The organism is Helicobacter vulpis (assembly GCF_003660395.1).
In the GTDB taxonomy this organism is placed as follows: domain Bacteria; phylum Campylobacterota; class Campylobacteria; order Campylobacterales; family Helicobacteraceae; genus Helicobacter; species Helicobacter vulpis.
Genome location: NZ_QXQT01000003.1, coordinates 1 through 23,460 on the forward strand (window position 1 = coordinate 1; position 23,460 = coordinate 23,460).

The window sequence follows — 23,460 nt, forward strand, 5'->3', positions numbered from 1 at the left end:
AATGTGCCAAAATGGTGGACGCTTATTTGAAGTTTGTGCGTCCCGTAGCGCTTGAGCGTTTGATCCGTGTGGGGGGCAATACGGATGGAGGGTATGTAATGTACCCCCCCCCCCCCCCCCAATCAAACCCCGCGCGGCCCAAAGCCCTTTCTCTAGGGGTTTCTATTGATTCGCCCTGGGACCTAGAAATGGCGCAGATGGGTTATTTGGTCTTGCAATACGATGCAAGCATCGAGCAAGCTCCAGATGCCCACCCAAATATCATTTTTCATAAAAAGTTTGTGGGTACAAGGTGCGATCCCCAGACCACTACCTTAGAACAGATCCTGCTAGATTATTCCTTTGACCCTAAGGCACATAATATTTTGCAAATGGATATTGAAGGGGTGGAGTGGGAGATTTTTGAGAAACTAGATTTTAAAATCCTTGAAAAGCATTTTGCACAAGTGATCGTAGAGTTCCATGCGTGCAATCCTTGTGCGATCCTGCAAGCCCACAAAAAGTTTGAAATCCTAGAACGCCTGCAGCGCGTTTTCCAGCCAATCCACTTGCATTTTAATTCATGTGGAAGATGTTACTACGTACAAGATCGTTTCTTTGGCGATTTGCTAGAGGTGAGCTATTTAAGACGGGATTTATTGCCCTTTCTCCCCCCTTTGCGCAATGCCTGTGGGAATATTAAGGGTTTGGATTATCCTAATGAAGAACGTCTCCCTAATATTCCTATTATTTTTGCATAACCTCCTTAAACCCATGCCCTAGGGTTTGTGCAGGTTGTGGCTTCTCCACTAAAGGCAAGCAGATACCAATCTCATCTACAAGGGTCGTTGTTTCTTAGCTTCTAGGGCGACAATAGAGGCCTTTTATCTTTTAACAAGTTCAAAAAGCCCTGTGAATGGATCCAATTTATTACTTTTAATATTATTTAATTTTTCATTATCATAATCTACATACATTTTATTGGTCTTTGCATCTAATTTTTCTACAATGCAGAAAGTCGTTTCAGAAAGGCCAGAGATATAGCTCATCTCTTTTATCTGCATCTGATCTAAGGTTTCTATGATTGTAGAGGGGTGAAAAATCCTATGGGCATTGAAACAAACTCTATTTTCTTTGCCAACAGGAACACTAAGATAGAGCTTTCCGCCCGGCTTTAAAACCCTTTGAAACGACTTTAAAGCCTTCCTCCAACCATCTGGATCTATTGGATCTCCATATCTCCCTAGTCCAAAATGCTCTACACTGCATAGAGCGGACAAAGATTCTACAGACTGATCGTCCACATTATTTAGATGTGTTGCATCTGAACATATATAAGTAACCCCCCCCCCCCCCCCGCATTTAGAAAACTCGTATTTAAACTTGCATTGTCCTGTTCTCTAATGTCAATCAAGACAACTTTCTGACAGAACACCAACAAATGCGCGATAAAACCTTGGATAGAACTTCCAACATCATAATGGATCTGCGGTCTGGATTCTAAAACTTTTCTAGCTCCCCAAATGTCTTGAACATAGTAACTCCCCCCAATTGTGCTATTTTTACTATATTTGTCATACAAACATAAATAATCATTTTCTTCATTGAGCATAAAACAAGCATCTGTATTTAAAGATTGGTATAGTCTCTTATCACTTCGTATTTCTGACATGCTCATGCGGCATTCCATATAATTCTTACACCACTGTACCATAGGCAAACTTCTAATCTTTTCAGGCATGACGGTCTTGAGTATTTTTCTTAGCATTGCGTTCACTAGATTCCCACCTTTTTAGCAAAATTACCAACACTCCCCATCGCTTTAAGCTTAGGGGGTTAAAATGAGCTCCATCTGTGCGGCAAATCATTATAGCACAGAAGCGCCTCAATCCGCCTAGTTCAAACTTAGGAGCTTGAGCACATAAGGCAAGGGGTCTGTCAATCTATGCTCCTTTATCAGTGGAGGAGAATCCTCTCAAATATCTCTAAAAAGCGTTGTTCATAGGTGTGCTGGCTAGAGGCCTTAAAAAACGCCTTTTCTCTTATGGCTTGCAACGCCTCTTTATGCTCCAAGTAATAGCGCGCCTTAGAGATGAGCTCAGCAATGTCCTTATAAAAGATCATACAATCCTTATCAAAGAGGGCTTGCAAATCCGGATTGTAAGTGGTGATGTAGGCCGCCCCGCTCATGGGCGCATCAAAATCGCGCAATTTCATGTTGATAAAATCTAGCGATCCGATATTCCCACAGCCTAATACCAATTCGCACTGGTTAAAAAAGGCATTGGTTTGCTCTAGGGGCAAGCGGCCTCCAAAGCCATACCCATAGGCTTTGACCTTAAAATTTTCTCTCTCTAGGGCTTGGATAATCTGGCCTCTAATGCCCTGATTGGCCCCCACAAACCCGATGTCATAGATTTTCTCCACCCCTTCTAAGGGGTGGTAAAAATCCAAAGAGCTCGCCAAGGGCATGTAAAAAGCGGGGGTGCCCTCTTTTAAGATCCATTCCACGCGCTCGGGTGCGGTGCTTAAAGCCAGATCAATAAAGGGCAAAATCGCATGCGTGCCCAAGGATCTATTTAAATTGTAACAAGCGCGATCGTCCATCTGCAAATTGAGAATCTTTAAATCTTTGTAACGGTGTTTGATTTTGAGCAAATCCCTAGGGGTGTAATTCCACCCCCAAGCTTGGATAATGAGCAGATCGGGTTTGACGCGCGCGCGATCGATGATGTCGCATATTATGGCGGTGTTCACATACGAATTGGCCTCTTGATAAAAAGAAAAGCGGTTGCGCCCGTTCGTGTAGCCATAGTGCGCGGTCCCGTAACTCCCATCGTCCTTGTGAAACAAATAGAGTTTTTCACACACTTTTTGCAAATCTTGGATAAACCCACTCTTGTCCTGATGTTCATCATTGCCCGCAAAGAGTACAACGGGCTTTCTGCCCTTGAATTTGTCTTTAAAGGCTTGGTTGAAACCCTTTTTCTCTAAGAGAATTTGGGTGTAATGATCGTAATCCACCTCCTGCCAGCTAGAATAGGGGGGAAGGGGTGGGATGGGGAAATGCGCGTAAAACGCGCTTTCTTCAGTCGTGTTGCTCCCGTACAAACGTTGCTCTAAATATTGATCCAAATAGCTATCCAACACAGAAAAACGCCGTTGGTACGCTCGCACACACGCGCGGTAGAATTTGTGGGTGAGGGGGTTTTTTTCAGACAACTCTCTAATTTTGGCCTTAAATTGGTTTAAACGCATACACTTCCTATGTGTGGGATGATCGATTTTAGCTAAGTTTAGTTAGTATCACAAATCTCAATGAGGAATTTTCATGACTATTTTACTGAGTACCGAGCAGTATTACCCCTTGCAAACTGGGTTGGCCAGTGCGGACTATGGACTCACTCACGCATTGGCTAAGGCCGGGCATGTTGTCTATGTGATCAGCGCTGACATCTATAGGACACAGAGGTTGCACAGGGAGGGCAAATTACACATGACTCTTAGTGCGGACATGCGCAGACAAGCCATAGAAATCGCACCTAACTTATTTGTGTTGGAGTTTCATATCTACTATGAAAAGGGTTGGCAGGGTGAGATCAAGGCTTATCAAGATTTTGTGCGCCATTTTGAGTGCGATCTACTCATCACCTCTGCAATTTTGACATGGACTAGCGATTATATCTTGGATGTCCTCCCCCAATGCGTGGCAAAAAAGAAAGTCTTAAGACTCCATGGGGAGTACGATCTCATGTGCGCAGGACCACGGGGAATCAAACAGGCCCTCAAGGATCGAATCAAGAAAGTTCTCTATAGTCCTGAGCGCTATAAATCAAGTGCTTATATCCCTTGGTTGCGCGCCAAACTCAAAACATCTCTAAAGCATTACGATCGCGTTTTTTTCTTGCATGCGCGCAGTCATGGCTATCATTATCTCAAGCCCTATTGTACAAGTGTGGGTATTTTGCCCAATGGGGTGTTTGCTAAGGATATACTCCCGCCAAAGAGCTTGCCCGGGGCGTGTTTAACCCAACACCCAACACCCAACACCCAACCCAAAGCCGCTTGAGCGCTTGAGCAACGCGCCCTATATTTTGAATGTCTCCAATTACTACAAAGAAAAGGGGCAGGATTTCGTGCTAAGGGCTTACTACCTCAGCCAAGCACATATCCCTCTGATCTTTGTGGGTTCTTTAAACACTCAAGACACCTTAGAATCTCTCAAGTGTCTTAAAACCCAACTAGATGACGAACATGGCTTTAAAGAGGTGTATTTCTTTCGTGATCTAAAGAGAGATTGGGTGTTAGACTTATTCAAAAAAGCCACTTTGCTTGTACATGGGAGTTTCGCCCCCTATGAATCCTTTGGTTTGGTGATCTTAGAGAGCATGCAATTTGGTACTCCCTTTGTCTGTACGGATATTGGTGTTGTCAAGAATTTATGTGCGGAGCTGGTGATCCACACACCCCTAGAGATGGCGCATAAAATCAACACGCTATTGGGCGATGCGCGCTATTACGCCCAAATATCTCAAACCCTGCACCGCACAATCCAAGAATACACCTATGAGAGGATCATAGGCACACTAGAGGCGTTATTGTGATTAAGGGCGCTGGACCCGGACATAGTCTAGGATCGCCCTATAGAGCGCGCGCGGTTCTAGATGGGTGATGTCTTTAAATTGGGTTTTATTAAAGGTGGTTTGCCTTTTGGCTAATTGGTGGGTGTGGGTGGTGATGGCTTCTTGGAGTTGTATCATGTTGTATTGCCCTGCCAAGTACGCCAAACACTCTTTAGGACCTATGGCCTTAAAGGGTTGGTGTGTGTTGCCATATTGATGGGCTAAATTTTGCACTTCGGCGATGATGCCTTGATCTAGCATGCGCTTGGTACGCGCAGCAATGCGCGCGCGCAAGATATCCCTGGGCAAAGTGAGGGCGTAGAGTTTGATAGGGAATGGGAAAGGGGTTTTAGGGTGGTTTTTAAAGTAAAGGCTGGGGGGGGTGTTTGTGGCTAGGAAAATCTCTAAAGCCCTTTGGATGCGGTAGGTGTCCTTAGGGTGGAGTTGTTGGGCATAGAAAGGGTCGATGTTTTGAAGGGCTTCATAGGGCTTTGGGAAGCTAGCCGCTTGGGCGCGTATAGCCGCGCTCATCACAGGCTGGGGGCTCAAACCCTCTAAGATCGCCTTGAGGTAAAACCCACTCCCTCCCACCAGCAATAAGACCGATGTCTGGCTTTGGGCTAGGGCTTTTTGCAATTCTTGTAAAAAGATGGGGGCATGGCATGCTTGCCAAATCTCTAACACATCGATCCCATAGTGCTTGATTTGGGCTAACTCTTGGGGGCTGGGTTTGGCCGCAGAAATGTCAAAACCTTTGTAAATACTCAGCGAATCTAAGGAGAGAATCTGCGCGTCCAATGCGCAAGCAAGCTCTAGTGCCAACGCGCTTTTTCCACTCCCACTCGCGCCCAAAATAGCGATAAGAAGGGGCACTAGGGGTTTTTATACGTGCGTAAAAAGCCGTCTAAATCAAAACGCGCACGGACTTCTTGGGTAAACAAATGCACCATCATGTCCCCCAAATCTATCACGATCCACTCTTCATTATGCGCGTCAATGGCGTAAAATTGCTCCCCCAAAGGTTTAAGGGTGGTTTTGAGATGATCGAGCAGGGCTAACGCGTGCTTGCCAGCCAGTGCAGTAGCGATGACCACTTTTTGGGTGATATAGTTTTGTGTGCTCAGATCAAAGACCACGATGTCTAGGGCTTTTTTATCTTCCAATAGTTCTACGATTCTGGCGATTCTAGGATCGGGCATGGGTTTCCTTGAAGCTTTTTAACACCCCCATTTGCAAAGTAGGAGGGAGATGTGCGGGGATTTTATGTTGGGCTAATAGCGTTCTAATTTGGCTAGAAGAAATACTGTGTGTGATTTGGGGCAAGGGCATGTAGATACAGGAATGGGGGGAGGTTAAGGTATAGCCCTGTCTTTGCACCACCACAAACTCTACTAGCTCTTGCATGAGGGCATAGCCCTCCCACTGGGGCAAATGCGCCATATTATCTGCCCCCAGAATAAAATACAGCTTGCTGGGCTTTAAGGTGTGGGAGAAATGCAGCACGCTCTCTATACTGGGCACGGGGCGTTGGGCACGGATTTCAAAATCGCTCACCTGCACTTTGGGCAACCCCTTTAAAAGCCCTTGCATCCATGCATAGCGTTGCGCTGGGCTAAAACAAGGCGCACCCTTGAAGGGATTTTGGTAGGCCACTAAAATAATAAGGCGATCGATGTCCAAGCACTCTAAGGCTTGGTAGATCACAGCCAAATGGGCGATGTGGGGGGGGTCAAAACTCCCCCCATACAGGGCGATTTTAGGTGTTTTGTCCAAAACTAGAGGCCTTGGTGAGCTTAGAGAATTTCACGCCCTTTAACCCCCCGATTTCTAGGTGCAGGTGCATGATTTCAGAGGGCTTGCCTTTTAAAATAATGGTTTCTAGGCAGTTATTGGGGTTGAGGTGCACATGGGTGGTACACATGATGCTAATATGGCTTTCGTGCTGAATATCAATGATCTTTTGGTTGAGTTCGCGTTGGTGGTGGTCGTAAATAATCACTAAGACCGCCACGGTCAGCCCGCTTTTATCGTGTTCTAGGTTCTCTGCATTGGACCAATTGTCCTCCACGAGTTTCTCGCGAATCATATCGCGCACCAACTCCGATCGAGAAGAATAACCATTCTTGATAATGCGGTTGTCTAATTCGTCTAGCAAATTCTGTTGCAAAGACACGGAAAACCTGATGATCGAATCGTCCTTATGTTCCATGATAACCCCTATGATGGAAAAAATTCTGCAATTCTAACTTAATTTGGCTTATTACACAATTTGGGCGCGTGATCTATAGCGGTGGAAGGCTATCGCGTAGCGGTGTGCTTCATCGCGCAATTGTTGCACGAATTGCAAACAGGGATCCTTAGCTTTAAGGCGCAAAGCGCGATCCACAGTGTAGAGGACATCGGGGACATCGCCCATAGAGCGGCACACTCTCCCCCCTCTTTTAGCCTTAGCAATCCCTAGTACGTGGATACACAAGCACGCGCGCGCTAAAATCTTTTGAGCTAGGCGCACTTGGGCTTTACCCCCATCTAAAAGCCATAGATCAGGAGGGCGATTTAGACGTTTGAGACGCCTTTGCAAGAGTTCTTGCATTTGATCATACTCGTTCTTACTCTCAAGTATGTAACGTCTATAGGCATTTTTAAGCCATTTGCCCTTTTCAAAAACTACCATCGCACCCACACAATGGCTTTGGGCATGGTGGCTTACATCAAAGATCTCAATGCGCTCTAAAGGCGCGCTCAAACCTAAGTGCATTTGCAAGGCGCGCATGGGGGTGGAGTCTTGCAAACGCCCTAAGAGTTCTTGAATTTTAGCAAGACGATCGCGATAGATCGCTGCTTCTTCAAAACGCTCTTGTTGGGCTAGGGTGCGCATGCGCTCTTTGAGTAACGCGCCTAGCAAGGGCAAGTTTTCTAGCAAGTCTAGAGCTTCTTGTAGCATGGACGCGTAATCTTGAGGGCTAATTTTGTTTTCACAGGGGGCTTTACAGCGCTGGATTTGATAAAAGATACAGGCGCGTGTGGCGCGCACACAGGAAAGACTTTGGGCCAAGGGGATTCTCTCTAGCACGCTTTGTAAAATCTCTTTAGCCCCACAACTAAAGGGGCCAAAACAGCGCAAACCTTCTTTAGGTTGGCGTTGCAGGTGCAAGACCGGATAGGGCAAGTCCATGTCCACGCAAATATAGGGATAGGTCTTAGCGTCTTTGAGCAGAATGTTATAACGGGGTTGGTGTTGCTTGATCAAGCGATCCTCTAAGAGCAACGCTTCGTGTTCATTGGGAGTGATATGCCATTCAATAGAGGCGATCTTGGCCACCATATCGCGCACGCGCGCGCTGTTCTTAGGGTTGGGGGTGGTTTGCCCTTCTTGGAGGTAAAAATAGCTTAAAACGCGTTTTTTGAGATTCTTGGCTTTACCAATGTAGAGAATCTGGCGCGCGCGATCCAAATAAACATAGACTCCACAACTCTCCGGCAAATTCTCAAGAGTTTGCGCGGTCATGGGCTTGGATACAGGCACGGATGCGCTCAAAGGCGGCTTTGATCTGGGGGTCTTTGGCGTGGTTGTGAAAAGTTCCCTTGGCGCACTCTAGATAGTAGATTTTGGGGGGGTTTCTAACGAATCTAGCCCTAGCCCTTGTGGAGACATAGGCCCTGATCGCAAGTGGACTAGAGGTTTCCAAGCCTAAATTTTTCACTTCTCTATGCAGGATTTGGCCAAATTCTTGCGCGTGCTTGCAAAAATACGTGTGCGCGCTGGGGTGATCAAAAGCAAGCAAGAGTTTAGAGTTTTTGATTATAATGCCCTCTAGAGATTCTCTAATGCTAAGAGGTAGAAAGCGTTTGAGGGTGCGGAGTTTGAGACGCATTTCTAGGGGTTTCAATGAGGGATTGTTTTGCAAGACGGATTTAAGTACATCTTGAGAGTGTTTCATGTTGGCATTGTAGCATGTTTATGCGTGGGTTGTGGGTATAAGGCCGCGCCCTTTTATAAAGCCAAGCCTTCGCCCTACCCCAAGGCCCAAATGCCCGGCCCTGATCACAGTATCCAAGAACACTCTCCTTGAAGGATTTGCATGTTTGCGCCCTATCCCTTTGAGCGCCTGAGCGCGCTGCTACAAGGCATTAACCCCTCTAAGATCATTGATCTTAGCATTGGGGAACCCCAATTTCCTACCCCTGCTTCCATCCAAAACGCCCTCAAGGACCACACCGCTACTTTGCGCTTTTATCCTAAAAGTGGGGGGGAGTCTTTTTTAAAACAAGCCCAAATAGACTTTATTCAAAAGCGTTTTGGAGTGGCTTTGGCCTTCGAGCAAATTTGCCCTACTTTAGGCTCTAAAGAAGCGCTCTTTAATTTCCCTATTTTCTATTTGCATGATAAATCCCAACCCAAAATGGCCATGCCAGACCCTCTTTATCAAGTTTACTTGGGCAGCGCACAAGTGGCCAAAGCCCAACCTCTCTTCATGCCCCTAAGTCCAGCTAACCACTTCACTCCCAAATTAGATTCCCAGTCCAAACCCCACCTAGTGATCTTAAATTCCCCCAACAATCCCACCGGGCGCACCTTGAGCCTAGATGAGTTGAGCGACTGGGTCAAAAGGGCTTTAGACGCGCATTTCCTGATCATTAATGACGAATGCTACAGCAATATTTACAGCGACACCCCTCCCCCTTCTATCTTGCAAGCCTGCTTGCGGGTAGGCAACACATGTTTTAAAAATGTGTTGGCGATCAACTCTTTATCCAAGAGCTTAAGCGCACCCGGACTTAGAAGTGGCTACATCGCTGGAGATGCGCAAGTCTTACAAGCCTACCAAGTTTTTAGAAGTTATAGCGGGTGTGCGATCCCCTTGCCCTTGCAACATGCTAGCGCGTTAGGGTGGTTGGACTTCAAAGCCCAAGAGGAGATCCGCCAACTCTATGCCACCAATCTAGCCTTAGCCCAAACAATTCTAGACGTACCCATCGCGCCCACAAGCTTTTATGTATGGTGGGACGTGCACAAGGGACAAGAATTTGCGCGTTATCTCTACGCGCATACCGGGATTAAAGTCTTACCCGGAGATTTCTTAAGCCCCTTGAGTAGCCCCCACACGGCGCGTTTTGTGCGCGTGGCTCTGGTTTATGAACACATGCAAGACATCCTAGAAACACTCAAAGCAGCCTACCAAGCTTATACAAAGAGTTTGGCATGCTAGATCGCCCAATTCATACTTATAAAATTCATTTTATTGGCATTGGCGGGATTGGGATTTCTGGATTGGCCAAATATCTCAAGGCACAGGGCGCTCAGGTGAGCGGTTCAGATCTCGTGCAAAGCCCCATTACAGATTATTTAGAGCACTTGGGCATCCCCATCACCATCCCCCATGACCCCAGCGCGCTTACAGATCACGAAGTGGTGATCCACTCAGCGATCATCAAAGTGGACAATGTGGAAATTGTCGCGGCGATGGAAAAAAATTGCGTGATTCTCTCGCGCAAACGCGCTTTGACCTATATTTTGGGCGATAAGCGCGTCTTTAGTGTGTGTGGGGCGCATGGCAAGAGCAGCACCAGCGCGATGTTGAGCGCGCTCTTACCCCATTTTGGGGCGATCATCGGGGCGACCAGCAAGGATTTTAACTCCAATGTGCGCGAAAGCAATAGCCCTAGCCTTGTCTTTGAAGCTGATGAATCCGATCAGAGTTTTTTACACTCCAACCCCTATTGTTCCCTTGTTACAAATGCTGAAGTGGAACATTTGGAGGGCTATGACTACGACCTACAAGCCTTTTACAAGGCTTATCAAGACTTCTTGCTCTTAGCCCAAAAGCGTGTCATCAATGTCCAAGACCCCTTCTTACACAGTTTAGACATAGAAGCGCAGCGTTTGGATCCCCATAAGGACATTAGCGACATCTCTTACTTTTTGAAAGACGATGAACCCTACACCCGTTTTAAATTGAGGGATTATGGCTTTTTTGAAGTGTGGGGGTTGGGCGTGCACACGGCTAGCAACGCCGCGCTAGCAATCTTGGCTGCTTTGGGCGAATTGCCTTTAGAGACTTTACGGGCCAATTTAGCCCAATTCAAGGGCATTAAAAAACGCTTTGACATTCTGCAAAAAGACGCGCTGATTCTCATTGACGACTACGCCCACCACCCCACAGAAATTTGCGCCACTTTGCAAGCCCTGCAAACCTATGCCCAGTTAAAGGGCGTTTCCCAAAGCACTATCATTTGGCAACCCCATAAGTATTCAAGACTGCTAGATAATTTAGAAGCTTTCCAGCGTTGTTTTAAACACCCCATTGTTCAAGAACTCTATATCCTGCCCGTTTATAGAGCAGGAGAACCCCATCAAGACATTGACATGCACGCTCTTTTCCAACACTTGCAACCCACCTTCATCGATCGCCTGTGGCGCACACAGCAGGGCCTAGAACTCTTTGTACAAGACGTGAAAATTCGCACTTTACAGCGCGGGCTTGTGGTGGGCTTTGGAGCAGGGGATATCACCACCCAACTAAGGGGGGAGGTCTAATGGGCGCGTGGATTGTCTTGTCCTTGGTGTCTATCTTATTGTGGATCGTGTTGCAGGATTTTGGCTTATGGCGCTTGAAACAAAAACTCTTTAGCGCGGGGGTGTTGTTGCTCTTGGGAGGGTTAGTGGGCCTCTACACATATAGACAAGATCGCGCTAACCAAACCCAAGTAGATTTACAGCGCGCGTTTTTACGCGGGGAGACCCTGGTGTGCCAAAACCATGTCAGTGTGGATAATAAAAATTTCAATCTCGTTACGGGCACGCTGAGTTTTTTAGGCAAGCCCAATGGCCCCATGAAAGACACCTTGATAGACCTGCAATCCTGCCAGAAAAAAACCCCTTGAACACTCTAGCTGCCCAATTAGATTTAACACGCTTCTTAGAACATTTTAACACATTTCTAGCCCGTCCTAAAGACTTTGCCCTGCCCCAACGCCCTAATCTTTGGGAACATTTGCAAGAATTAGAACACGTAGATTGCACCCCCCCACCTGCCCTTCCCTGTCTTAAGGACGCGCTCAAGTCCTTTAAAAAAGGGGGGGTATGGCGTTTAGAAACCCTCTTTGCCTTTGTGCAAATCGCGCGCTATTTTCTCTACTTAAAAACATGCCTGCGTCCCAAGCAACACCCCTATTTATTGGCCTACTTAGAAAATATCCACTTCCCCCAAGCGCTTTTAGAGTTGAGCGCGCACATGCAAGACACTCCCACGCTTAAAAGCGGGATTTACCCCGATTTGGACGCGTTGTTAGAGAGTTTAGCGCGTTTGCAAGTCCAGCAAAAGAAACTCTTTAGCCAAATTTTAAACAAAGCCAGCTTGCAGCCCTATCTTGTGGACAGACAGATACACTTTGTCAACGGCATAGAAAGCCTATTGGTCAAGCCGGGTTTTAGTGTGGCGATCAAGGGGCAGGTGATCCAACGCTCCCACACGGGGCAATTTTACATAGAACCTTTGGAAGCGCGCGATTTAGGCCGTAAAATCCAAGAAATACAAAATCGGATTGAAGAGCATTTAGCCCGCATTTGCGCGCAATGGTGTGGGAATCTGCGCCCCTATTTTTTGTTTTTGCGTTTCATCAATCACGAGTTTGACTACTTGGATCACTTGATCGCGCGGGTGTCCTTTGCCAAAAGCGCAGATTTGAGTTTTGTTAAACCCAATGATCGTGGAAATTTCACGCTCAAGCATTTTGCCCACCCCAACCTCAATAACCCCAAGCCCATTTCCTTACACTTTGATCAATCCCTCTTGCTCATTACGGGGGTGAATACGGGGGGTAAGACGATGTTGCTCAAATCCATTTTGAGCGCGGTGTTTCTAGCCAAGCACTTCTTGCCCTTTAAAATCCACGCCCCCACTTCTCACATCCCCTTTATAGAAAATATCCAAGCCATCATCAACGACCCCCAAAATAGCCAAAATGACATCTCGACCTTTGCAGGGCGTATGTTGGATTTCCAGCGCGCCTTAAGTACGCCCCATCTCCTACTGGGTGTCGATGAGATTGAATTGGGCACAGATGCGTCTGAAGCAAGCTGTTTGTACAAGGTGTTGTTGGAAAGACTGATCGCACAGGGAGCCAAGATTGTAGTTACCACCCACCACAAGCATTTAGCCTTACTTCTAGCCAAAAATAGTGCTGTCCAATTGCTAGCGGCTCACTTTGACCCCCAAGCACAACTCCCCACCTACACCTTTAGCCCCGGACTCATTGGCAAGAGCTATGCCTTCGAAAGCGCGTTGCGTTATGGTTTATCCCCAGAACTCATAGATCAAGCCCGCGCGCTTTATGGTGTAGAGCAAGAGAACTTAAACGCTTTGATCGAGCGCACCAGCGCGCTAGAGCAAGAGCTAAGAGAACAACGCGTCCAACTTGAAATAGCCAAAGACACCCATATCAAACAAGTCCAAGCGCGCCTAGAGCAAATCCAAGTCCAGGCCCAAGCCCAGCAGACTAAACAAAACGCGCTAGAGCAAAGCTACCAACAAGCTTTAAGAGCCTTGCAAGACGCGCTCAAGGAATTTGAACGCAGCCAAAACAAGAGTCATGCCCACCAGCAAATCCAAGCGATCAAGACAAGCCTAACCCCTCAAAGCCGCCCTGAAAATCCACCCCCACCCCCCCGTACGCTCACTCAGGGCGCATGTGTGCGCTATAAAAACCAACTAGGCACGTTACTTAGCCTGAATCACAGTACTTGCATGGTGGCTTTGGACAATGGCTTGAAGATCAAAGTGCGCGCCCAAGAGCTCACCCCCGCCACTCCCCCCCAAACTCCCCCCCAAGTCAAGCTAGAGCGCAAACCCAAAGCCCAAGCACGCATGCGCCTAGATGTGCGCGCCTTAGAAGTGTTAGAAGCCCTACAAGAAGCCCAAGACTTCTTAGCTAACGCGCTTTTAGCGGGCTTTGAAGAAGTGTTGATTGTGCATGGCAAAGGCAAGGGGATTTTACGCCAAGCGATTCGAGAATGGCTTAAAAGCCACCCTAAGGTACTCTCTTTTGAAGACGCGCCTTATAATTTGGGCGGTTCAGGCGCGCAGGTGGTAAAAATTTAATTTTTGCAACCTTCTTGTTAGGCGTTCAAGATTGACAAACATTTGGGGTTTGGGGTTTGTACCATCCTTGTGGATACTAAAGCCATCTTGATGTGGTGGCAACAATCTTAGCAAAGGGCACGCGAAAACTCGTAAATGCACAATGCGCATTTCCCCCCCTTCGCTTTGTTAGCAATACTTGCATGCCCCCATACTAGCCTTTCTGGATTTCGCGCAACATCTGGTTGAACGCGTCCTTGGTGCCCGGGCGCACCGAACTTAGAAGACTGAAAACCACAATAGCAATAGAGCTAGCAATAAAACCGGGCACAATCTCATAAATATCTAAAAAACTCTTGCCAAATTTGTCATACAAGATCACCGTGCTCGCCCCAAAGATCATGCCCATGATTGCCCCTAATCTGGTCATGCGTTCCCAAAAGAGAGAGAAGAGAATCACTGTGCCAAAACTTGCGCCAAAACCTGCCCACGCATAAGAGACGATCTTCAACACACTGGCGTTGCGATCCATAGAGATAAAAAACGCCACACAAGCCACGGCTAGTACAGACGCGCGGCTAACTAGCATGACGGTTTGTACGGGAGCCTCTTTATTGAACACTTTGGCGTAAAAATCCTCAGCAATGGTAGAGGAGCTCACTAAGAGCTGTGAACTGGCTGTGCTCATCACGGCTGCTAAAATTGCGCTTAAAAGCACTCCGCTCACCCAAGGGTTAAACAAGGTAGCGCTCATGTGGATGAAGATTTTCTCAGGGTCAGCTAGGCTGAGATGAAATTTTGCCACATAAGCCACGCCCAATAACCCAATCAAGCATGAACCCAGCAAACTAATGCCCATCCAGCCAATCCCAATAGCAGTCGCTTTAGGAATTTCTTGAATCGATCGAATGGACATGAAGCGCACCAAAATATGAGGTTGTCCAAAATAGCCAAAACCCCAAGCCAAGCTCGAGATCACCGCCACAAAAGAAGTGCCCTTTAAAAAGGCAAGATTCTCCGGTTTGACACTGGCAATGCTTTCAAAACTCGCGCTAAAGCCCCCCAAGTGGTAGAGCATCATGCAAGGGACGGCCACTAACGCGCCCATCATCAAGAGCCCTTGGATGAGGTCTGTCCAGCACACCGCCTTATAGCCCCCCAAAAAGGTGTATGTAACGATGATGCACGTACCCACAATCAACGCGTAACTGTATTGCACCCCAAAGGTGGCTTCAAAGAGTTTCGCCCCACTTACCAAACCCGAAGAAACATAAAAGGTAAAGAAAATCAGAATCACAATGGCTGAAATGAGTCGCAAAATATGCTTGTCATCGCTGAAGCGGGTTTCAAAGTAGTCGGGGATAGTGATAGAGTTGGCGATCACGCTGGTATAGACCCGCAAACGTTTAGCCACTAAAGACCAATTGATAAACGCCCCGATGGTCAGCCCGATGGCAATATGGCTATTGACCAACCCCCCCACATACAAGGCCCCGGGCAAACCCATCAAGAGCCACCCGCTCATATCGCTCGCCCCGGCACTTAGCGCGCTAATCACAGGCCCCATGGAGCGATCCCCTAAAAAATAATCCTCTGTCGTTTCATTTTTGCGATAGAAGTAAAACCCAATGTAGAGCATCAAGACCGAGTAAAGCACGAACACGATTAAAATTTGGTAACTAATGTGCATGGCGACCCTCCCCCTGGGCTAAACCCCGTGCCCCCAAGTTGCCATAGCGATGGTAAGAGATGCTCACAGACTTTTCTAAGTGGTAATTGAGCAATTCAAGACGCCCACACCTTAAGGGCTTGGCATTGGCTAGGACAATGCCCGCTTGCGCGCTTTCTGTGTAGAGCGTGTCTAGAGTTTGGGTGAAGTAGCGCACACGTCCAAATTCACTGATCTTTTGGCTAAACTCTTCCAAACTCTCATAGAAGATCGCGGGTTTGAAATGGTGTTGCAAGCCATCCAAACACTCCAAGAGGAGATTAAAATGCGCATTAGTGGGGACATTGTCCACGCTGATACTCAAGGGAATCCCACACACGGCACAAGCCAAGACCACGCTAAAGAGTTCTAAAAGCCCATCATTATCACTCACGCGATAACCCACGCTCGAGACTTTGGTATAACTAAAATAATTTTCTTCCCCACGCACACGGATAAACTCCACGGGGGTACTGAAGGTGTGCTGGGCGTGGTGGGCGTAGTCGCGCGCTAGAGTCAGGATTTCTTCAAAGGCATGGTTGTGGTGGGCGTTGAAAGCTTCTAGGGCTTGGATAAAGGGTAAATGCGCATCGTGATGGACGGGGAGGGAGGTATCTTCCACAACATGCACAAATTGCAAGGCGTAATTGTAACTACCCACCTTGCGCCCCAAGCCCACCGCAGATTTTTTGACCCCCCCAAAGGGCTGGCGCAAAACAATCGCACCCGTGGTGGGCTTGTTGATATAGACATTGCCCACCTCGATACGCTCAATGAAATATTCCCATTCGCGCTCATCAAGCGACTCGAGTCCGGCAGTCAGGCCATAGCCCGTACCATTGGCTAAGTCTAAGGCCTCTTTAAGGTCCTTAGCTTTCATCACTGAGAGCAGGGGTACGAAGAGTTCGGTGCTGTAGGTGTAGTCCCCTTTTTGCGTACCATACTTGATACAAGGGCGCATTAGGTAAGAATTATCTTGCAAGAATTCGGGTTTCAATACCCATTCTTCATGGGCCTCTACATTGTGTAAGGCTTTTTGCACCTTGGGGCTAGGCGTGCTTGCCAAAGTGCCGATTTTATGGCGCAGTTGCAAGGGATCGCCCACGCTCATGGACTGTGTCGCATCCACCAGCATTTTTTTAAAATTCTGATCTTCGTAAACCTCTTCTTCCAAAATGAGCAAGGAAGTCGCCGAACACTTTTGTCCGGAATTGCTAAAAGCAGAATGGACAATGTTTTTAACAGCCTGTTCTCTATCCGCCATTTTGGTAACAATGGTGGCGTTCTTCCCCCCCGTTTCTGCGCTCAAATGCAATAAGGGATTGGCCTTGAGCATTTGGTAGGCTGTCTCTTCTGAACCGGTCAAAATGGCAAAGCGTACTAGAGGGCTAGCCAGCAGATGCGCGCTAAGTTCAATCCCCCGACAGGGTAGGTAAATGAGCGCGTCCCTAGGCACCCCTGCATCCCAAAAGCATTCACACAGGCGGTAACCCACTACCATGCTCATGCTAGAGGGCTTGTAGATCACCACATTACCCCCAGCCAGCGCGCTAGCAATACTCCCTACAGAAATGCCAATGGGGAAATTCCATGGGGCGACCACCACCCCCACCCCTTTAGGTTTGAAGTGGACATGGGGGTGTTTCTTTAACAGGGTTTGCAAACTATGGGGGTAAAACTCTAAAAAGTCGATGGCTTCGCTCACTTCTGCATCGCTTTCCATAAAAGTTTTACCCACTTCTAGCGCGCTCAAACCGATGAGATCACCTCTTCTCTCTCTAAACTTTTGGGCCACTTGGCTTAAGATGGCATGGATTTCTGCTAAATGGCGCTGGGGGAATTGACTTTGCTGGGCCAGATGCAACGCCTCTTGCATGATGGCTTCATCGGCTAAAAACACCGAGGCAACCTTTTTGCATTCAATTTTATCAAAGACATCTAGGCGTTTGAGGCCCTCAAAGGCGCATGCTTTGCCCACCACTGGGGAGAGCTCGATGGGGGGGATATTGCGCATTTTGTCTACGATTCTTTGCGCCCATTCTCTATTGGCGCGCAGGGTGAAATCCGTGTCGCTTTCATTGATAAAGGGCTGATCTGGATATGTGCTTTTGCCTACGGGGGGTTGGTTGCGATCTTGAGCGCGCCTAGGGGCGGTGTCAAGCGTCTCCATGCCTGCTAAACTTTTTAAAAAGCGTTCTTCTTGATCTTGCCACGCCTGCGACCCCACCTGCAGATTGAAAAAGGCTTTCATGAAGTTGTCCGGGGCAGTGTTTTCATCTAAGCGGCGCACTAAATAGGCAATGGCGTTGTTGAAGTGTTGGTCATCGCACACGGGGGCATAGAGAATCAAGCGGTGCATTTGCCGCAACTCTCTGCTAGCTTGTACACTCATCCCCTCCAACATCTCAAAGCTAAAATGCTCTAGGGCGCATGGATCGTTGAGCGCGTGGATACGGGTGTAGGCGTAGGCAATTTCAAAGATATTATGCGAGGCGATGCCAATATGGATATACTTATAATTCTCATCGCTCAAGACGTATTCTAGCATTTTGTTGTAATTGGAGTCGGTGTCCTGTTTGCTTGAAAAAGTGGGCAATTCCCAACCTTTGATAGAGGCGATGGTCTCTTCGTTTTCCATGTTCGCGCCCTTGACGAAACGAATCTTAATGGGGGGAAGATCGTTGAGCACCCGTTCTTTGGAGAAGGCGATCAAGGTTTTTAGGTGGTGGTAGGAGTCTGGAATATAGGCCTGCAACACGATCCCCGCGCTAATGGGGAATTTGGCAATGGACTCCATAAAGGCGGCGATGGTGAGCTCTAAATCCTTGAATTCTTCCATGTCTAGGTTGATGAACTTATCTACGCCATTTTGCTCTTTTTGTTCGAGAGCTAGGGCATAGAGGGTGTCTAGACGTTTGACCACCTCCGCTTTAGAATACTCAAAATCCAAAGGCTGGATCTGAGAAAAAATAGTGGTGATCTTGATGGAGATGTATTGGATGTAATCCGATCGGATCACATCTTGGTATTTATGCAGGCGGTAAGCCGCCTCAGATTCGCCCAACACCTCTTCCCCGATCAAATTGACATTGAGCACGATCTGATCGGCTTGGCGTTGTGCGATGAGGTTTTTGAGGGCATGGCTATTCTCGTCTAGCACCATTGCCTTTGTATTAGCGCGCACCTTGTCCACGAAAAAGGGCACACTCAACGAAGGAGCGAGCTTGCCCACATGCAAAAAGCCCATCAAGAGGAATTTTTCAAACGCGCTAAAGAAGTCTGCGATCCCATACTTGTTTAGGGTGTACTCGATGAGTTCAAAGCGGGCATGGTTGTCTTGACAGCGAAAAGAACGATCTAGCAACTCAATGAGCATGACTTTGTTTTGTGGGTTATCCAAGAGCTTTTGCATTTTGTTATGAAAGCTCTTCTCTTGGTGGTCTAAGTGTTCGCTAATTTTTGTTTGCAAGGTAGCGGCTAGGTTCAAGGCAGACTGTACTAAGTCTTTGGGGGGTTGTTCCATGATCACTCCAAATTGATAATCAACCCCGTAGTATAGGACACTTGAGTTAATATAGCACGCTAAGTGGGAATGAGAACGCGTATAGATAGCAATTGGTAACATGGTACGCTTGGCAGGACTTGAACCTGCGGCCTACGGCTTAGAAGGCCGTTGCTCTATCCAGCTGAGCTACAAGCGCGTGGTGCGCCTGAAGGGAGTCGAACCCCTAACCCCCAGATCCGAAGTCTGGTGCTCTATCCAATTGAGCTACAAACGCCAAGCCAAAAACGGAGTTTTGAAAAATGGGGTGGGTGATGGGGCTTGAACCCACGACCCCCAGGACCACAATCTGGTGCTCTAACCAACTGAGCTACACCCACCACAAGCCAAAAGCGACACAATGGTCGGGGCGAAAGGATTTGAACCTTCGACCCCTTGGTCCCAAACCAAGTGCGCTACCAGGCTGCGCTACGCCCCGAAGTTTTGACAAATTGGCACTATAGCATAAATTTTAAGCTCTTGTCAAGACATTTTGCCTAATGAAACCTTTAGGACATTTAACAAGAATTACTCTTAAAACTTAAGCACATTTTAACCCTAGTATTGTATAGGATTCTTACCTAAACATTTTTATATAAGGAGCCCACATGCTTAAAGAAAAACTCAAGCAGTTGCGTAGCGCCAACAATCTGACCCAAGAAGAGCTCGCGCTCAAATGCGGGGTGAGTTTGCAAAGTATCAAGCGTTATGAAAGCGAGCAGAGGAGCAATATCACTTTAGACACCTTAGAAAAACTTGCCAACGCCCTTAACACCGATTTGCATTTTTTCACATCTACACATAAAGAAGTAGAAGATGTGGTGATGGTACCCTATATTAAGGATATCAAGGTGCATGCCATTAGGAACAGAAACCAAGATGAGGGGGTGGTGTTTTTGCCCCAAAGTAAAACCTTTCTCAAAAGGCATTTTGGAATCACCTCTACGGATCATTTGGGGCTATTGCAGGCTGCGGGCAATTCCATGGAGCCCCTTATCAAAGAAGGCGACTTGTTGCTCTTCCAAAACGATGGCAGTTGCTATGAAGGGGCGATCTATGTGGTGAATTTGGATGGGGAATACTATGTCAAACGTCTGAGCAAGCGTCCAGAGGTGTCTTTGCTCAGCGATAACCCCATCTACAAGCCCATTCCCTTGCAAAGCCTGGAAGATGTCGCTATTTTAGGGCGTGTGGTGGGGGTGTTGCATACCCGCAGTCTTTAAAGCGCGCTTTAAAGATAGGCGCACAATAAACATGCTAACATGCGCGGGTATTTGTGCAACTAAGCCGACCAAGGAGCGAGATTGAAAATTTTAGTTGTAGATGATAGTTCCACCATGCGAAGGATCATTAAAAACACCTTGCAGCGCTTGGGTTATGAGGACATCATGGAAGCCGAACACGGGGTGGAGGCGTGGGGAAAGCTAGATAGCAATGACACCACTGGTGTGCTTATCACAGATTGGAACATGCCAGAGATGAACGGTTTGGATTTGGTAAAGAAGGTGCGCTCAGATGGGCGCTTTAAGGATTTGCCCATCATTATGATCACCACAGAAGGGGGTAAGGCAGAGGTGATCACCGCGCTCAAGGCCGGTGTAAACAACTACATCGTGAAGCCCTTCACCCCGCAGGTACTCAAGGAAAAGTTAGAGGTGGTTCTAGGGACTAATGATTGAGATAGAGGATTGTAGCGCGCGTGTGCCAAGATTTCTATTTTAAAACCTTTATTCTCCCCACACATCGCCCCGATTTATTTGCCCACTATCTGTTAGAGTTTACCAAGGAGGCCATTGAAGAGATCGACTCTCCCCCTGCTCTTGATTACCACTACTTTGGCAACACTCCTTTAGCTCCCCCTAGTGCGGGTTTTGTGATCTATTCTAAGGAATCTTGCGAAGCCCTTTTGGATCATCTCAAAGGCGTGTGTTGTCTTTTAGGCGCGCGTTTGCAGGAGAATATCGGGTTTTACCACCACAGCAGTGCCCACCCTAATTTAGACTGGGTACAAGCTTACCAACAGAGTGTGGAACCCCTTGCATGTGGGCAGTTCTACATCACGCCCAGTTGGAATTCTCAAATGCATGGGGGCTTGATCCCCTTAGTGCTCGATCCGAGTTTAGCCTTTGGTACGGGCAGGCATGAGAGTACGCGCCTGCTCTTGCAAGAAATTTCGTGCCTGGAAGTGCAGGGCAAATTGAGCTTAGATGTGGGTTGTGGAAGCGGGATTTTGAGTTTAGCTTTGGCCAAAAAGGGAGGCATCGTACATGTCTGTGACACAGACACGCAGGCCACCGCCCAGACCCAAGCGAATTTTGCGCACAATGGGCTAGAGTACGCACGGCTCTGGGAGGGCTCTATCCACAATGCTCCCCCCAACGCGCGCTATGATCTCATTATGATCAATATCATCGCCGATGTAATTGTACAGATGTGCCCGGATGTAGTGAAAGTGAGCAAGGAGGGGAGTTTGCTACTGCTCTCAGGCATTTTAGATGCCCATGAGGGCGCAGTTTTAAACGCCTATTCTCAGGATTTCGCCCTCGTGCATAGAGCTCAAGAAAACGAATGGGTGTGCTTGACTTTACGTAGGCATTTTAATTCATAAGGACATAAATGGATAATCGTTCACAAAACCCCAATCCTAAAAAGCCTTTGCTCCAAAATCCCCTGGTGCTTGTACTGATCTTTGTGATCATCGCCATTGTGGCGGTGCGCATGATGGGCACAGAGGGGGGTTTTGGGGATCGCTTTTTATCCACTAGTACCAAAAATGTCAGCTATCACGAGATGAAAGAACTCATTGAGAAAAAAGAAGTCGATAGCGTGAGCATTGGGCAAACCCTCATCAAGGCCACTAGCAAAGAGGGCAATAGCAAGATCATCTATGTCGCCAAACGCGTGCCCGATCTCTCTTTAGTGCCCCTCTTGGACGCGCAAAAAATCAATTATTCCGGTTTCAGTGAGTCTAATTTCTTTACAGACATCTTAGGCTGGCTCTTACCTGTGTTGGTGATCTTAGGGCTATGGATGTTTATGGCAAGCCGCATGCAAAAGAACATGGGCGGGGGGATTTTTGGCATGGGGAGTTCTAAGAAACTCATCAACGCCGAAAAGCCCAAAGTGCGCTTTAACGACATGGCGGGCAATGAGGAGGCTAAAGAGGAGGTTGTAGAAATCGTAGATTTCTTAAAATATCCCGATCGCTACGCTTCTTTGGGGGCAAAAATCCCTAAGGGCGTGTTGTTAGTGGGACCCCCTGGCACGGGTAAAACTCTCTTAGCTAAAGCGGTGGCCGGAGAGGCGAGCGTGCCTTTTTTTTCTATGGGGGGGAGTAGCTTCATTGAAATGTTTGTAGGTCTAGGGGCTAGTCGGGTGCGCGATCTCTTTGACATCGCCAAAAAAGAAGCCCCCAGTATTATCTTCATTGATGAGATCGATGCTATTGGCAAGAGCCGCGCGGCGGGGGGTATGGTGAGTGGGAATGATGAAAGAGAGCAAACCCTTAACCAGCTTTTAGCCGAAATGGATGGCTTTGGTTCAGAAAACGCGCCCGTGATTGTGCTAGCCGCCACAAACCGCCCCGAAATTTTAGACCCCGCCCTCTTAAGACCCGGGCGCTTTGATCGCCAAGTGTTGGTGGATAAACCGGATTTTAACGGACGGGTGGAGATTTTAAAGGTGCATATCAAGCCCGTTAAATTGGCTAATGATGTGGATTTGCAAGAGATCGCCAAGCTCACCGCCGGATTAGCCGGGGCGGATTTGGCCAATATCATCAACGAAGCCGCCTTGTTGGCTGGGCGCAACAACCAAAAAGAAGTCAAACAACAGCACTTAAAAGAGGCGGTAGAGCGGGGCATTGCGGGGCTAGAGAAAAAGAGTCGGCGCATTTCGCCCAAAGAAAAAAAGATTGTCGCCTATCACGAAAGCGGGCATGCAGTCATCTCGGAGATGACCAAGGGCTCGGCACGCGTCAATAAGGTTTCCATCATCCCAAGAGGGATGGCAGCCCTAGGCTATACGCTCAACACCCCAGAAGAAAATAAATATCTCATGCAAAAGCACGAGCTGATCGCGGAAATTGATGTGTTGCTGGGGGGGCGGGCGGCTGAAGAGGTGTTTTTACAAGAGATCTCCACGGGGGCGAGCAATGATTTAGAACGCGCCACGGACATCATCAAGGGCATGGTGAGTTACTATGGGATGAGCGATGTGAGCGGGCTGATGGTACTAGAAAAACAGCGCAATTCCTTTTTAGGGGGGGGCTTTGGGAGCGGGCGCGAATTTAGCGAAAAGATGGCCGAAGAGATGGACAGCTTCATTAAAAACCTGCTAGAAGAACGCTATAGCCATGTCAAACAGACCTTGAGCGATTATAAGGATGCCATTGAGGTGATGGTGGGCGAACTCTTTGAAAAAGAAGTGATCACGGGTGAGCGGGTTAGAGAGATCATCGCTGAGTACGAAGTTGCTAACAAATTGCAAAGCCGCCTCGTGCCTTTAGAAGAACACGCCAGTTAAGGATCT

22 protein-coding genes and 4 tRNA genes are annotated in these 23,460 nt (G+C 47.7%); 11 read left to right on the forward strand and 15 right to left on the reverse strand.

Annotation, left to right across the window (positions count from 1 at the left end; translation table 11 throughout):
• The coding region (locus EAO38_RS01405) for an FkbM family methyltransferase (protein WP_328588082.1) at positions 1–740 on the forward strand (740 nt) is incomplete at its 5' end.
• Between the two features lie 123 nt (positions 741–863).
• On the opposite strand, the gene EAO38_RS09085 is transcribed toward EAO38_RS01405, so the two are convergent.
• The 3 genes from EAO38_RS09085 to EAO38_RS01420 form a co-directional block, all read right to left on the reverse strand.
• On the reverse strand, positions 864–1,283 hold the full coding sequence (locus EAO38_RS09085; RefSeq protein ID WP_235852458.1) for a DUF268 domain-containing protein: 420 nt from the start codon (positions 1,281–1,283) through the stop codon (positions 864–866).
• A gap of 5 nt (positions 1,284–1,288) precedes the next feature.
• Positions 1,289–1,657 (reverse strand): hypothetical protein, encoded by a 369-nt coding sequence (locus tag EAO38_RS09090; protein WP_235852459.1) that lies wholly within the window; start codon positions 1,655–1,657, stop codon positions 1,289–1,291.
• Between the two features lie 278 nt (positions 1,658–1,935).
• Entirely contained in the window at positions 1,936–3,237 is a 1,302-nt protein-coding gene (locus EAO38_RS01420) for a glycosyltransferase family protein (protein ID WP_121020457.1), read from the reverse strand.
• Positions 3,238–3,310: 73 nt separating this feature from the next.
• Between EAO38_RS01420 and EAO38_RS01425 the strand changes: the two genes are divergently transcribed.
• Positions 3,311–4,048, forward strand: a complete 738-nt coding sequence (locus EAO38_RS01425) for a glycosyltransferase family protein (protein ID WP_121020458.1) — start codon at positions 3,311–3,313, stop codon at positions 4,046–4,048.
• A 4-nt stretch (positions 4,049–4,052) separates the two neighbouring features.
• Positions 4,053–4,583 (forward strand): glycosyltransferase, encoded by a 531-nt coding sequence (locus EAO38_RS01430; RefSeq protein WP_235852460.1) that lies wholly within the window; start codon positions 4,053–4,055, stop codon positions 4,581–4,583.
• On the opposite strand, the gene miaA is transcribed toward EAO38_RS01430, so the two are convergent.
• Genes miaA through EAO38_RS01460 form a run of 6 tightly spaced genes read right to left on the reverse strand, consistent with a single transcriptional unit; the run spans position 4,584 to position 8,542 of the window.
• Positions 4,584–5,474 carry a tRNA (adenosine(37)-N6)-dimethylallyltransferase MiaA gene (gene miaA / locus EAO38_RS01435; RefSeq protein WP_121020459.1) on the reverse strand — a complete coding sequence of 297 codons (891 nt, stop codon included), beginning with the start codon at positions 5,472–5,474 and terminating at the stop codon, positions 4,584–4,586. It lies immediately after the preceding gene.
• Positions 5,474–5,800 carry a ribosome silencing factor gene (gene rsfS, locus EAO38_RS01440; protein WP_121020460.1) on the reverse strand — a complete coding sequence of 109 codons (327 nt, stop codon included), beginning with the start codon at positions 5,798–5,800 and terminating at the stop codon, positions 5,474–5,476. Before rsfS ends, miaA begins: the two co-directional genes overlap by 1 nt.
• Positions 5,787–6,374 (reverse strand): nicotinate (nicotinamide) nucleotide adenylyltransferase, encoded by a 588-nt coding sequence (gene nadD / locus EAO38_RS01445; protein WP_121020461.1) that lies wholly within the window; start codon positions 6,372–6,374, stop codon positions 5,787–5,789. The genes rsfS and nadD overlap by 14 nt, the downstream gene beginning before the upstream one ends.
• Positions 6,358–6,810, reverse strand: coding sequence for a nickel-responsive transcriptional regulator NikR (nikR, locus tag EAO38_RS01450; protein ID WP_121020462.1), 453 nt, complete (start codon positions 6,808–6,810; stop codon positions 6,358–6,360). The genes nadD and nikR overlap by 17 nt, the downstream gene beginning before the upstream one ends.
• A 51-nt stretch (positions 6,811–6,861) precedes the next feature.
• Positions 6,862–8,139 (reverse strand): GIY-YIG nuclease family protein, encoded by a 1,278-nt coding sequence (locus EAO38_RS01455; protein WP_235852461.1) that lies wholly within the window; start codon positions 8,137–8,139, stop codon positions 6,862–6,864.
• Entirely contained in the window at positions 8,090–8,542 is a 453-nt protein-coding gene (locus tag EAO38_RS01460; protein ID WP_121020464.1) for a hypothetical protein, read from the reverse strand. The genes EAO38_RS01455 and EAO38_RS01460 overlap by 50 nt, the downstream gene beginning before the upstream one ends.
• A gap of 141 nt (positions 8,543–8,683) precedes the next feature.
• Between EAO38_RS01460 and EAO38_RS01465 the strand changes: the two genes are divergently transcribed.
• From EAO38_RS01465 to EAO38_RS01480, 4 genes are read left to right on the forward strand one after another with little or no spacing between them, the layout of a single operon-like run.
• Positions 8,684–9,811, forward strand: a complete 1,128-nt coding sequence (locus tag EAO38_RS01465; RefSeq protein WP_121020465.1) for a succinyldiaminopimelate transaminase — start codon at positions 8,684–8,686, stop codon at positions 9,809–9,811.
• Positions 9,805–11,139: a UDP-N-acetylmuramate--L-alanine ligase gene (murC, locus tag EAO38_RS01470; protein ID WP_121020466.1), complete on the forward strand. Its 1,335-nt coding sequence runs from the start codon at positions 9,805–9,807 to the stop codon at positions 11,137–11,139. Before EAO38_RS01465 ends, murC begins: the two co-directional genes overlap by 7 nt.
• Positions 11,139–11,486 (forward strand): hypothetical protein, encoded by a 348-nt coding sequence (locus EAO38_RS01475; protein WP_121020467.1) that lies wholly within the window; start codon positions 11,139–11,141, stop codon positions 11,484–11,486. Before murC ends, EAO38_RS01475 begins: the two co-directional genes overlap by 1 nt.
• Positions 11,483–13,702 (forward strand): endonuclease MutS2, encoded by a 2,220-nt coding sequence (locus EAO38_RS01480; protein ID WP_121020468.1) that lies wholly within the window; start codon positions 11,483–11,485, stop codon positions 13,700–13,702. Before EAO38_RS01475 ends, EAO38_RS01480 begins: the two co-directional genes overlap by 4 nt.
• 193 nt (positions 13,703–13,895) lie before the next feature.
• Here the strand turns inward: EAO38_RS01480 and putP are convergent, their stop codons facing one another.
• The 6 genes from putP to EAO38_RS01510 form a co-directional block, all read right to left on the reverse strand.
• On the reverse strand, positions 13,896–15,371 hold the full coding sequence (gene putP / locus EAO38_RS01485) for a sodium/proline symporter PutP (RefSeq protein WP_121020469.1): 1,476 nt from the start codon (positions 15,369–15,371) through the stop codon (positions 13,896–13,898).
• Complete coding sequence (locus EAO38_RS01490) at positions 15,361–18,912, reverse strand: proline dehydrogenase family protein (protein WP_121020470.1); 3,552 nt, start codon at positions 18,910–18,912, stop codon at positions 15,361–15,363. Before EAO38_RS01490 ends, putP begins: the two co-directional genes overlap by 11 nt.
• Positions 18,913–19,013: 101 nt before the next feature.
• A tRNA-Arg gene (locus EAO38_RS01495) sits at positions 19,014–19,090 on the reverse strand.
• Between the two features lies 1 nt (position 19,091).
• Positions 19,092–19,168: transfer RNA gene (locus EAO38_RS01500), tRNA-Arg, on the reverse strand.
• Between the two features lie 26 nt (positions 19,169–19,194).
• Positions 19,195–19,271: transfer RNA gene (locus tag EAO38_RS01505), tRNA-His, on the reverse strand.
• A gap of 21 nt (positions 19,272–19,292) precedes the next feature.
• Positions 19,293–19,369 (reverse strand) — tRNA-Pro (locus EAO38_RS01510).
• Positions 19,370–19,538: 169 nt separating this feature from the next.
• Here EAO38_RS01510 and EAO38_RS01515 point away from each other — a divergent pair.
• The 4 genes from EAO38_RS01515 to ftsH all read left to right on the forward strand — a co-directional run bounded on the left by EAO38_RS01515 (position 19,539) and on the right by ftsH (position 23,454).
• Positions 19,539–20,153, forward strand: coding sequence for an XRE family transcriptional regulator (locus EAO38_RS01515; protein ID WP_121020471.1), 615 nt, complete (start codon positions 19,539–19,541; stop codon positions 20,151–20,153).
• Positions 20,154–20,234: 81 nt separating this feature from the next.
• Positions 20,235–20,609 (forward strand): chemotaxis response regulator CheY, encoded by a 375-nt coding sequence (locus tag EAO38_RS01520; protein WP_104695791.1) that lies wholly within the window; start codon positions 20,235–20,237, stop codon positions 20,607–20,609.
• A gap of 20 nt (positions 20,610–20,629) precedes the next feature.
• Positions 20,630–21,538, forward strand: a complete 909-nt coding sequence (locus EAO38_RS01525) for a 50S ribosomal protein L11 methyltransferase (RefSeq protein WP_121020472.1) — start codon at positions 20,630–20,632, stop codon at positions 21,536–21,538.
• An 8-nt stretch (positions 21,539–21,546) separates the two neighbouring features.
• Positions 21,547–23,454 carry an ATP-dependent zinc metalloprotease FtsH gene (gene ftsH, locus EAO38_RS01530; protein WP_121020473.1) on the forward strand — a complete coding sequence of 636 codons (1,908 nt, stop codon included), beginning with the start codon at positions 21,547–21,549 and terminating at the stop codon, positions 23,452–23,454.
• The last annotated feature ends 6 nt before the right edge of the window (positions 23,455–23,460 follow it).